The organism is Alloalcanivorax sp., assembly GCF_964221125.1.
GTDB classification, from domain to species: domain Bacteria; phylum Pseudomonadota; class Gammaproteobacteria; order Pseudomonadales; family Alcanivoracaceae; genus Alloalcanivorax; species Alloalcanivorax venustensis.
The window spans coordinates 42862-54503 of sequence record NZ_CAXPXK010000111.1 but is presented as its reverse complement, the minus strand read 5'-3'; the positions used below and the strand labels follow the sequence as shown (position 1 = coordinate 54503).

The 11642-nt window shown below is 64.4% G+C and carries 10 protein-coding genes; 2 read left to right on the top strand and 8 right to left on the bottom strand.

All coding sequences use genetic code 11. The features are described from left to right. Nucleotides 1-422: 422 nt before the first annotated feature. Nucleotides 423-1211 carry a CDP-diacylglycerol--serine O-phosphatidyltransferase gene (gene pssA, locus ACEQZD_RS13565; protein WP_067608480.1) on the bottom strand — a complete coding sequence of 263 codons (789 nt, stop codon included), beginning with the start codon at nt 1209-1211 and terminating at the stop codon, nt 423-425. Between the two features lie 140 nt (nt 1212-1351). Next, complete coding sequence (gene ilvC / locus ACEQZD_RS13560) at nt 1352-2368, bottom strand: ketol-acid reductoisomerase (protein ID WP_067609680.1); 1017 nt, start codon at nt 2366-2368, stop codon at nt 1352-1354. A 123-nt stretch (nt 2369-2491) separates the two neighbouring features. Here ilvC and ilvY point away from each other — a divergent pair, with 123 nt between their 5' ends. Further along, nucleotides 2492-3373, top strand: a complete 882-nt coding sequence (gene ilvY / locus ACEQZD_RS13555) for an HTH-type transcriptional activator IlvY (protein ID WP_214012248.1) — start codon at nt 2492-2494, stop codon at nt 3371-3373. Between the two features lie 21 nt (nt 3374-3394). Here the strand turns inward: ilvY and ACEQZD_RS13550 are convergent, their stop codons facing one another. The 3 genes from ACEQZD_RS13550 to ACEQZD_RS13540 all read right to left on the bottom strand — a co-directional run bounded on the left by ACEQZD_RS13550 (nt 3395) and on the right by ACEQZD_RS13540 (nt 6316). After that, nucleotides 3395-3904, bottom strand: a complete 510-nt coding sequence (locus tag ACEQZD_RS13550; protein ID WP_370186108.1) for a DNA-deoxyinosine glycosylase — start codon at nt 3902-3904, stop codon at nt 3395-3397. Between the two features lie 199 nt (nt 3905-4103). Beyond that, nucleotides 4104-4595, bottom strand: a complete 492-nt coding sequence (gene ilvN / locus ACEQZD_RS13545; protein ID WP_067609676.1) for an acetolactate synthase small subunit — start codon at nt 4593-4595, stop codon at nt 4104-4106. After that, on the bottom strand, nt 4595-6316 hold the full coding sequence (locus tag ACEQZD_RS13540; RefSeq protein ID WP_067609674.1) for an acetolactate synthase 3 large subunit: 1722 nt from the start codon (nt 6314-6316) through the stop codon (nt 4595-4597). Before ACEQZD_RS13540 ends, ilvN begins: the two co-directional genes overlap by 1 nt. A gap of 440 nt (nt 6317-6756) precedes the next feature. On the opposite strand from ACEQZD_RS13540, the gene ACEQZD_RS13535 reads away from it, so the two are divergent. Then, the gene (locus tag ACEQZD_RS13535; protein ID WP_067609672.1) at nt 6757-7224 is read left to right on the top strand and encodes a DUF4124 domain-containing protein; all 468 of its coding nucleotides are present in this window, start codon (nt 6757-6759) and stop codon (nt 7222-7224) included. On the opposite strand, the gene clpB is transcribed toward ACEQZD_RS13535, so the two are convergent. From clpB to rluD, 3 genes are all read right to left on the bottom strand, one after another. Then, nucleotides 7225-9810, bottom strand: a complete 2586-nt coding sequence (clpB, locus tag ACEQZD_RS13530; RefSeq protein ID WP_370186105.1) for an ATP-dependent chaperone ClpB — start codon at nt 9808-9810, stop codon at nt 7225-7227. Between the two features lie 68 nt (nt 9811-9878). After that, entirely contained in the window at nt 9879-10637 is a 759-nt protein-coding gene (gene pgeF, locus ACEQZD_RS13525; RefSeq protein WP_370186103.1) for a peptidoglycan editing factor PgeF, read from the bottom strand. Then, nucleotides 10634-11605: a 23S rRNA pseudouridine(1911/1915/1917) synthase RluD gene (gene rluD, locus ACEQZD_RS13520; protein ID WP_142949766.1), complete on the bottom strand. Its 972-nt coding sequence runs from the start codon at nt 11603-11605 to the stop codon at nt 10634-10636. The genes pgeF and rluD overlap by 4 nt, the downstream gene beginning before the upstream one ends. Between the last annotated feature and the right edge of the window lie 37 nt (nt 11606-11642).

Here is an 11642-nt window from a genome sequence, read left to right as displayed (position 1 = left end):
GCCTGCGCACTTAAATCATGCTCAGCTCGAAACAAATTCAACTAGGTTGACTTGTTCAAAGCCGATATCTTTTTGAGATACCTACTCCAAACAGGTCCCACACGTTTGCTTGCCTGATTGTTAAAGAACGTTGGAAGCGGTTCGTTTCGCTTCCCGACTGGCCTTTGGCGTTTCGCCGTGTGCCGTCGTTGTGGGGGCGCATTCTAGAGATTTGCGGTGACCCGTCAACACTTTTTTCATGAGTTCTTTATCAAACGGTCACCTTTTGAGCGGACACTGGTTGCCTCCGCGAGAGCGGCAACAATAAACCCATTAAAAACAAAGACTTGCAAGCCCTGATCAAGAACCGATCAAGGACAAAAAGAATCGGCCGGAGGCGCACTCCGGAGACAAGAAAGGCGCCTCGCGGCGCCTTTCTCTGTTCACGCTTGCGGCGTGCCCTTGCGTATCCGCCAGAGGCTCAGCAACAGCCCCACGGCGACATAGATCACCGCCACGGTAAGAAGCACCAGCGGCGGGTCCAGGAAAACGATAGCGAACGCCACGATCACCCCGAGCAGCACCTTGAACGGCACACGCCCGATATGAAACTCCTTGAACGAGTGGTAGCGCACCGAGGACACCATCAGCAGGCCGGCACCGGCCACCACCAGGGCCACCAGCCAGGAGACCTCGTTGCCGTCGATGCCGCGGCTGGCCCCCAGCCATACCATGGTGGCCACCAGGCCGGCGCCGGTGGGGCTGGGCAGGCCGATAAAGAAGCGCTTGTCGGTGCTTTCCGCCTGCACGTTGAAGCGCGCCAGACGCAGAGCGGCACAGGCGAGATAGATGAAGGCGGCCATCCAGCCGAACTTGCCGAGCTCGGTGAGCGCCCAGGAGTAGGCCACCAGCCCCGGCGCCACGCCGAAGGCGACACAGTCGGAGAGCGAATCGTACTCCGCGCCGAACTTGCTCTGGGTGTTGGTAAGGCGGGCGACGCCACCGTCCAGGCCGTCCAGGATGCCGGCGACGATAATCCCCACCGCCGCCGCTTCGAACAGGCCGTTCATCGCCGCCACGATGGCGTAGAAGCCGGCGAACAGGGCGCCGGTGGTGAACAGGTTGGGCAGCAAATACACCCCCTTATGCCGGGCACCGGTGCGGTGCTCCGCCTCCACCACTTCGAAGGGGTCGCTCTGGGGTTGCTCGTTCTGGTCTTGCTGCTGGGTCATGGTGTCTCGCCGCTCGGTGTGGCATCAGGACGGCTAGTCTAACCCACTGGCGCCCAACAAAAAACGCGCCCCGGAGGGCGCGTTTTTCGATGCCGCGGACTGAATCAGCGGCCTACACAAGCGACCTCAGTCGCGGATCATCAGTTCTTGCTCTTGTCGACGATCTGGTTGGCCTTGATCCAGGGCATCATGCCACGCAGCTTCTCACCGACCTGCTCGATGGGGTGCTCGGCGTTGAGCCGACGGCGGGCGGTCATGCTCGGGTAGTTGGAGTTACCCTCGTTGATGAACATCTTCGCGTACTCGCCGGTCTGGATGCGCTTGAGCGCGTTGCGCATGGCCGCGCGGGACTCGTCGTTGATCACTTCCGGGCCGGTCACGTATTCACCGTACTCGGCGTTGTTGGAAATGGAGTAGTTCATGTTGGCGATGCCGCCTTCGTACATCAGGTCGACGATCAGCTTGAGCTCGTGCAGACACTCGAAGTAGGCCATTTCCGGCGCATAGCCCGCGTCGGTCAGGGTTTCGAACGCGGCCTTCACCAGCTCCACGGTGCCGCCGCACAGCACGGCCTGCTCACCGAACAGGTCGGTTTCGGTCTCGTCCTTGAAGGTGGTTTCGATGATACCGGTGCGGCCGCCGCCGATGCCGCAGGCGTAGGACAGCGCGAGATCCTTGGCCTGGCCGGAGGCGTCCTGGAAGATCGCCACCAGGTCGGGAATGCCGCCGCCCTTGGTGAACTCGGTGCGCACCGTGTGGCCCGGCGCCTTGGGCGCGATCATGATCACGTCCAGGTCCTGGCGCGGCACGATCTGGTTGTAGTGGATGCAGAAGCCGTGGGCGAACGCCAGGGTGGCGCCTTTCTTCAGGTTGGGCTCGATCTCGTTCTGGTAGATGGCGGCCTGATACTCGTCCGGGGCCAGCACCATCACCACGTCAGCGGCTTTCACTGCTTCCGGCACGCCCTGCACAGTAAGGCCGGCGGCCTCGGCCTTGGCCGCGGAGCTGGAACCCTCGCGCAGCGCCACCACGACGTCCACACCGGACTCTTTCAGGTTGTTGGCGTGGGCGTGGCCCTGGGAGCCGTAGCCGATAATGGCCACTTTCTTACCCTGGATGATGGAAAGGTCGCAGTCTTTGTCGTAGTACACTTGCATGGTTGTATCCCAATGACGGTTAACGAATGGTCGATACCATAGGTCATACCCGGTATTGCGTAAAATGATATATTCGCAACACAGTATGCCGACTATTGAAATACCGGATTGGAAGACGCCCGCATGGATACCCGCCCGCTTCGCCTGTTTCTGGCGCTCGCCGACACCCTGCATTTCGGCCGCGCCGGCGACCGCTGCCATATGAGCCCCTCGGCGGTGAGCCGCACCATCCGGCACCTGGAGGAAGAGCTGGGCGTGACCCTGTTCCGGCGCGACAACCGCAGTGTCAGCCTCACCCCGGAAGGCCGGCGTTTCCAGCAATACGCCCGCGAAGCCCTGGCCCAGTGGGACAGCCTGCGGCATTCCATGCAGGAGAGCAGCCGGGTACTGCAGGGGGAACTGAGCCTGTACTGCTCGGTGACCGCCAGCTACAGCTTTCTCTATGACATTCTCAGCCACTTCCGCAACGACTACCCCGGCATCGAGATCAAGCTGCATACCGGCGACCCGGCCCAGGCGGTGGAACGGGTCACCACCGGGCGGGAAGACATCGCCATCGGCGCCCGCCCGGACACCCTGCCCCGAGGTGTGGCGTTCCGGCCGATACTGCGCTCACCGCTGCTGTTCATCGCCCCCGCCGACCAGCCCGACCTGGCCACCGCCCTGAACGGCCCCGCCCGGGCCGACGCCTGGCGCGACGTGCCGATGATTCTTTCCGAGGAAGGCCTCTCCCGGCAGCGCCTGGACCAGTGGTTCCGGGCCCTGGGGGTCACGCCACGCATCTACGCCCAGGTGAGCGGCAACGAGGCGATCGTCAGCATGGTGAGCCTGGGCTTCGGGGTCGGCGTGGCGCCGCGCATCGTGCTGGAGAACAGCCCGCTGGCCGAACGCACCCGCCCTTTACAGGTCGAGCCGGCCCTGGAGGACTACGAAGTAGGCCTGTTCACCCTGGAAAAACGCCTCACCGACCCGGTGATCCAGGCGTTCTGGTCGCAGCTGCGGTGACTCAGCGGACCATCGCACTCCCTATAGAGGCGTAGTCACCGCCTGCCACTGCCGCAGCTTCACCGGATAGGAAATCGACGCGTTCGCCGGGCTGGTGGACGGCAGGCGAACGGTAGGGATCGCGGCAAGACCGTCGGGCAGAGCCGGACCCACATGACGACGCCAGACGCTCTCCGCCTTGGCACCGTTGAAAAAGATCACGCCAACGCGCGGATGGGCCCGCAGAAAGCCCTCGAAATCCTGAGCGATGACGGACCCTTCAACAATGTCCGAGTCGAGACTGCTCGAACGGGTGCAGGTTCGCAGCACGTCCCACAGCGCCACGCCCTGCTCCGCCAGCAGCCGGCAACGTTCCACGTAAGGGAGATCGGCAGGAATGTCGAAAAGGGTTTCGATGATTGGCCAGAACAGGTTGCGCGGGTGCGCGTAATACTGGTTTGCCGCCAGTGACGCCTTGCCCGGCATGGAGCCTAGAATCAGCCGGTCAGCCGCCGGCTCGGACACCGCAGGAAAACTATGGATATAGGACATATCTGGCCATCGTGTGCGCGGGGAACCTGTCTACGAAGCCAGAGTTTTGTGGGAGCTTGCCCTGCAAGCGAAAGGCCGGTTTTCACCGGCCGGCGGGATACCAGAGACGCTGTCGGAACTGTCTTTAGAGGGGTCTCTGGAATCCTGCCGGCAAGCGAAGCTTGCCTTTCGCGGGCAGGGCCCGCTCCCACAAGGCGGCTCAGAGGCTGAGGACTTTCTCGCCCCGTGAGATACCGGAGACGCCGGAGCGCACCACTTCCAGCACCTGCGCTTCGCCGACGGCGTTGATGAACGCCTCCAGCTTGTCGGTGGTGCCGGTGAGCTGCACCGTGTAGACGGTGCTGGTGACGTCCACGATCTGGCCCCGGAAGATGTCCACGGTGCGTTTGACCTCGGCGCGCTGGGCGCCGGTGGCCTTCACCTTCATGAGCATGATCTCGCGCTCAATGTGGGCACCCTCGGTGAGATCCACCAGCTTGACCACCTCGATGAGCTTGTTGAGGTGCTTGGTGATCTGCTCGATCTTCTTGTCGTCACCGGTGGTGGTCATGGTCAGCCGGGACAGGGTGTCGTCCTCGGTGGGCGCCACCGTCAGGGTCTCGATGTTGTAGCCGCGCTGGGAGAACAGCCCCACCACCCGGGACAGCGCACCCGGCTCGTTTTCCATCAGAATCGAAATAATGCGTCTCATCAGGTGCGCTCCGTCTTGCTCAGCCACATGTCCCGCATGGTGCCGTCAGCGATATGCATGGGGTAAACGTGCTCCGTGGAGTCCACGTAAATGTCCATGAATACCAGGCGGTCCTTGAGCGCGAAGGCTTCTTCCATGGCCGGCTGCAGGTCTTCGAACTTTTCCACCAACATGCCCACGTGCCCGTAGGATTCCGCCAGCTTGACGAAGTCCGGCAGGGATTCCATGTACGACTGGCTGTGACGGCCGCCGTATTGCATGTCCTGCCACTGACGCACCATGCCCAGGGCCTGGTTGTTGATGTTGATGATCTTGATCGGCAGACCGTACTGCAGACAGGTGGAGAGCTCCTGAATGTTCATCTGGATCGAGCCCTCGCCGGTGACACAGGCCACCACGCCGTCCGGATAGGCGAACTGCACGCCCATCGCCGCCGGCAGGCCGAAGCCCATGGTGCCCAGGCCGCCCGAGTTGATCCACTGACGCGGCCGGTCATAGAGGTAGTACTGGGCGGCGAACATCTGGTGCTGGCCCACGTCGGAGGTGACGAACGCCTCGCCGTTGGTGGCCTTGTAGAGCGCCTGCACCACCTGCTGCGGCTTCATCGGGCCGTTTTCGTTGACCTCGTAACGCAGCCCGTGCACCTGGCGCCAGCCGTCGATTTCCTGCCACCAGCGCTCCACGCTTTTGTGGTCCGGGCCGCTGTCATGCTCGTCGATCATGGTGAGCATTTCTTCCAGCACCTGCTTCACCGGCCCGACGATGGGAATGTGGGCGGTGACGTTCTTGGAGATGCTGGCCGGGTCGATATCGATATGGATGATCTTGGCGCCCGGGCAGAACTTCTTGGCGTCGTTGGTGACCCGGTCGTCCAGGCGCGCGCCGGCGGCCAGAATCACGTCGGCGTTGTGCATCGACATGTTGGCTTCGTAGGTGCCGTGCATGCCCAGCATGCCGAGAAACTGCTTGTCGGTACCCGGATAGGCGCCCAGCCCCATCAGCGTGTTGGTGACCGGATAGTTGAGCTTGCGCGCCACCGCGGTGAGCGCGTCGCTGGCGTCACCCTGAACCACGCCGCCACCGGAGTAGATCACCGGCCGCTTGGCCTTGAGCAGCTCGTCCACCGCTTTGCGGATCTGCCCGGAGTGCCCCCGGGAGACCGGCATGTAGGAGCGCATCTTGACCTTCTTGGGGTACTCGTACGGGAAGGTCTTGTTGGGCGCCGTGTGGTCCTTGGGAATATCGATGAGAACCGGGCCGGGACGGCCGGTGCTGGCGATATAGAAGGCCTTCTTGACCATCTCCGGGATCTCACTCGGGTCGCGGACCATGAAGCTGTGCTTCACGATCGGCCGCGACAGACCGATCATGTCGGTCTCCTGGAAGGCGTCGTCGCCGATCCAGTCGGAGCGCACCTGCCCGGACAGCACCACCATGGGAATCGAATCCATGAAGGCGGTGGCGATGCCGGTGATGGCATTGGTCGCGCCGGGGCCGGAGGTCACCAGCACCACGCCGGGCTTGCCGGTAGAGCGGGCATAGCCGTCCGCGGCATGCGTGGCGGCCTGCTCGTGGCGCACCAGAATGTGATTGACTTTGTCCTGCTGGAACAACGCGTCATAGATGTGCAGTACCGCGCCCCCGGGATACCCGAAGATGTACTCCACTCCCTCGTCTTGCAGAGCGCGAACCACCATTTCCGCGCCAGATAACATTTCCACGATTGCTACCTCGAAATTAAAAATAGCGTTCACCCCGCCGAAAACCGGCGGAACGGGAGGGTGTTGCGTTTACCTGTGGGACGGACGCCGTATTTAGGCATCCCGAAGTCCGCGTGGAGGTGGCCAACGGCGAACACAGGTTGGGAAGCTCGGAGGGGGCACATACCCGCGCCGGAATCCTCCAGAGGCTTCACCAGCGGGACATGCTTGCAGTGATGCTGCGTTAGGACGTCGCGGTAACGGCGCCCCGGGTCCCGGCCACACAGGTGCCGGTAAGCGCCTGCGGGTTCCGATCTCCGGAAAGTATTGCAATATTGTCAGAAATGCGGGCGCTTTCAAACCCCTGGCGGGCCCTTTCTTACACAATAGGGACGCTTAGGGGCACTTGCACAGCGGGGACCGTCGCGGGCATTCTGATTCGCCGACCAAGGGGGCAAACAATGATCCGAACCAGCATCGCCAGAACACTCACCCCACTGCTGGCGCTCGCCCTGCTGGGCAGCGCCGCACCCGCCATGGCGGATAAGTACTACAAATGGGTGGACGACAACGGAGTCACGCACTACGGCACCGCGCCGCCGGAGGACGGCGGCTCGGAAGCGGTGCGCACCTACGGGCCCAGCTCCGATCAGGGCAAGGAGATCAAGGCGTTGCAGGAGCAGCGCGAAGCCGCCGCCCGCGCCCGTGAACAGGCGGAAGAGCAGGCCCGCGAGGCCGAGCGCGCCGCCGAGGAGCCGGAGGCCGTCGCCAAGGAGCGCTGCGAAGAGCACCGCGCCAACCTGGAGATCCTTGAGAACAAGCCGGTGGTGCGGGTGGAAAACCCGCAGACCGGAGAAATGGAAGTGATTGACCAGGCGCGCCGCGACGAGATGATCGAAACCACCCGCGCGGCGCTCAAGGGCTGCTGATCAGCCTTTTCGGAACACCATCTCGCTGCCGGCGACATCCACCTCGATGGTGTCGCCGGGTCCGAACTCACCCTTGAGCAAGGCCTGGGCAAGCGGGTTTTCCAGCTGCTGCTGGATCGCCCTTTTCAGCGGCCGGGCGCCGTACACCGGATCGAAACCGGCCTCCACCAGCTTTTCCAGCGCCTTGTCCGACAGCCGCAGACCCATGTCGCGCTCCACCAGCCGCTGACGCAGATAGTCGAGCTGGATCGCGGCGATGCCTTTGAGCTGACCCCGGGCCAGAGGGTGGAACACCACCGTCTCGTCCACCCGGTTGATGAACTCGGGCCGGAAATGCTGGCCGACCACTTCCATCACCGCGCCCTTCATGGCGTCGTAGTCGCCGTCCCCGGCCATACGCTGGATCAGGTCGGAGCCCAGATTGGAGGTCATCACCACCACTGTGTTGCGGAAATCCACGGTGCGGCCCTGGCCATCCGTAAGGCGGCCGTCCTCAAGCACCTGCAGCAGGATATTGAAGACGTCCGGGTGGGCCTTTTCCACTTCGTCGAGGAGCAGCACCGAGTAAGGCTTACGCCGCACCGCCTCGGTGAGGTAGCCGCCCTCTTCATAGCCCACGTAACCCGGGGGCGCGCCGATCAGCCGGGCCACGGAGTGCTTCTCCATGAACTCGGACATATCGATGCGCACCATCGCCTCTTCGGTGTCGAACAGGAACCCGGCCAGCGCCTTGCAGAGCTCGGTCTTGCCCACCCCGGTGGGGCCCAGGAACAGGAAGCTGCCGTTGGGGCGGTTGGGGTCGGAGAGCCCGGCCCGTGAGCGGCGCACCGCGTTGGAGACCGCGGTCACCGCCTCGTCCTGGCCGACCACCCGGGCGTGCAGCGCCTCTTCCATGCGCAGCAGCTTGTCGCGCTCGCCTTCCAGCATCTTGGACACCGGAATGCCGGTCCACTTGGAGACTACTTCGGCGACTTCTTCCTCGGTGACCTTGTTGCGCAGCAACTTGGTTTCCACCTGGGCGGACTCTTCCGCCTCCTGGGCGGTCTGCACCTTTTTCTCAAGGTCCGGAATCACCCCGTACTGCAGCTCGGACATGCGGCTCAGGTCGCCGGCGCGGCGCGCCTGCTCCATGTCCACCCGGGCCTGCTCCAGCTCCGCCTTGTACTGCTGCGCACCCTGCAGGGCCGCTTTTTCGGCGTTCCAGATTTCCTCCAGGTCGGCGTATTCCTTTTCCAGCGCGGCGATCTCGTCCTGCAGTTTGTCGAGACGCTTCTTGCTGGCCTCGTCATCTTCCTTGCGCAACGCCTCGCGCTCCATCTTGAGCTGGATCAGACGCCGGTCGAGGCGGTCCATCTCCTCGGGCATGGAATCGATCTCCATGCGGATGCGGCTGGCCGCCTCGTCGATCAGGTCGATGGCCTTGTCCGGCAACTGCCGGTCGGTGATGTAGCGGTGGCTGAGCCGGGCGGCGGCGATGATCGCGCCGTCGGTGATGTCGACACCGTGGTGCACTTCATAGCGCTCTTTAAGGCCACGCAGGATAGCGATGGTGTCCTCCACGGACGGCTGGTCCACCTGCACTTTCTGGAAGCGCCGCTCCAGCGCCGCGTCCTTTTCAATGTGCTGGCGATACTCGTTCAGCGTGGTGGCGCCGACGCAGTGCAGCTCGCCCCGGGCCAGGGCCGGCTTGAGCATGTTGCCGGCGTCCATGGCACCGTCGGCCTTACCGGCACCGACCATGGTGTGCAGCTCATCGACGAACAGAATGATCCGCCCTTCCTGCTTGGAAAGCTCGTTGAGCACCGCCTTCAGCCGTTCCTCGAACTCGCCGCGGTACTTGGCGCCGGCAATCAGCGCCGCCATGTCCAGGGCCAGAACGCGCTTGTCCTTCAGCCCTTCGGGCACTTCGCCGTTGACGATGCGCTGGGCCAGCCCCTCGACGATGGCGGTCTTGCCGACACCGGGCTCGCCGATCAGCACCGGGTTGTTCTTGGTGCGACGCTGCAACACCTGGATGGTGCGGCGGATTTCATCGTCACGGCCGATCACCGGGTCCAGCTTGCCGCTTTCCGCCCGCGCGGTGAGATCCTGGGTGTACTTCTTCAGCGCTTCCATCTTGTCTTCCGCGTTGGGGTCAGTGACCGCTTCACCGCCGCGGACTTCCTGGATTTTCTCCGCCAGCACCTTCTTTTTGATGCCGGCGTTCTTGAACAATTTGCCCAGTTCCCCGCTGTCATCACAGGCCGCCAGCAACAGCGCCTCGGTGGACACGTACTGGTCGCCGCGCTGCTGGGCCTCGCGGTCCGCCAGGTTGAGCAACCGCGCCAGCCCCTGGGACAACTGTACGTCGCCGTTGAACTGCCCGACGGTGGGCAGTTTATCCATGGCCATTTTCAAGGCGGTGACCACATCCGCCGGGTTGGCGCCGGCCTTTTCCAGCAACGGCGCCGCGACCCCGCCACTCTGCTGCAAAAGCGCCAGCAGCAAGTGCACCGGTTCAATCGCACTGTGGCTCTGACCCACGGCCAGGGATTGGGCTTCGCCCAACGCTTCCTGCAGGCGCGCGGTGAATTTATCCATTCGCATGTTTCGCTCCCGACACATTATCGGTTGTTTAAAAACTGAGCTTTAAATGCGGGCTGACGTGAAGGGATTCAAGAGGTGACGGCTGGTTCCAGCCACACCAGAGTGGCGAAACGGCCGGTCTGGCCCTCGGCGCGGAACGAATAGAAATGAACCGGATCACTGGCGGTGCAGTGGTCGCCCCCCGCCACCTCGAACACACCGGCGGCGTTCAGCGCCAGCGTGGCGGCGTGGGCCAGGGAGAAGCGCCAGTGGTTGGGCTGGCTGTCCCGGCTGAAGGCGGCCTGATACTCCGGCCCCAGAGACACAAAGGCACGGTGCACGTCCTCGCCCACCTGGTAGGCGCGCGCGGAGATCGCCGGGCCCAGCCAGGCGGACAGCGGCTCGCCGCTGGGCGCCAGCGTTGCCACCGCCCGGCCCAGGATGCCGCCGTGCAGGCCGCGCCAGCCGGCATGCACCGCCGCCACCGCGCTGCCGTCCTGGCGCGCCAGCAGTACCGGCAGGCAGTCGGCGGTAAGCACCACGCAGGGCCAGCCCGGTTCGCCGGTCCAGACCCCGTCGGCGCGGGTGTCGGCGTCGCCGGCCTGGATGATGCGGTCGCCGTGGACCTGCTCCAGCCAGGCCGGCGGATGGTCCACCGCCAGCATCTTGTGCACATGGCGGCGGGCCTGTTCCACCCGCGCTGGGTCGTCACCGCAGTTCATGCCCAGGTTGAAACCGTGCCACGGGGGCGGCGAGTGGCGCCCCAGACGGGTGGTCACCAGGGCGCGAACCCGGGGATGGGGCTGCCAGTCGGGCCGCAGCCACTGGCTTATATCGGGCAGGGTCATTGTGCCTCCCGGTCCGCCTCCAGGACCTGAACCAGCGTCTGGAAATCCTCGGGCAGGGGCGCCTCGAATTCCATGTACTCGCCGCTGGCCGGGTGCACCAGCCCGAGCTTGAAGGCGTGCAGAGCCTGGCGGCGGAACCCGCGCAGGGCCTCGCGCAGCGCCTCGGTGGCGCCGGCGGGCTGCTTGAGCCGGCCGCCGTAAAGCGGGTCGCCCACCAGCGGATAACGGCGGTGGGCCAGATGCACGCGGATCTGGTGGGTGCGGCCGGTTTCCAGGCGCACCTGCACGCGGGTGTGGGCCCGGTAGCGGTCCAGCACCCGGTAGTGGGTGACCGCCGGTTTGCCGCCGTGGGTCACCACCGCCTGGCGCTTGCGGTCCACCGGGTGCCGGCCCATGGGCGCGTCCACGGTGCCGCCGCCGGTCATCACGCCCATGGCGATGGCCTGGTACTCCCGGTACAGGCTCTTGTCCTGCAGCTGCGCCACCAGCCCGGTGTGCGCCTCCACGGAGCGCGCGACCACCATCAGGCCGGTGGTGTCCCGGTCCAGGCGATGAACAATGCCGGCCCGGGGCAGGCTGGACAGGCGGTCGTCCAGGTGCAGCAGGCCGTTGAGCAGGGTGCCGTCGGCGTGGCCGGCGGCCGGATGCACCACCAGACCGGCGGGTTTGTTGATCACGATCAGGTCCTGATCCTGATAAATCACCGGCAATTCAATGGCTTCCGGCTGGTCGTCGATCTCCGGCGCCAGCTCCACCGCCAGGGTGAGCGCCTCGCCGCCCAGCAGCTTGTCCTTGGGCCGCGCGGCGCGCCCGTCCACTGTCAGGACGCCTTCTTTGATCCAGTTCTGCAGGCGCGACCGGGAGAAGCCGTCGAACAATTCGGCGGCCGCCTGGTCCAGCCGGATACCGGCGTATTGCGCATCAACCTGCTCAGTGCGCTGAATTTTCTCACCGCCAAGATGTCCCATGGTCCGACCTGTGCGTAGAATAGGCGCACCATTGTAC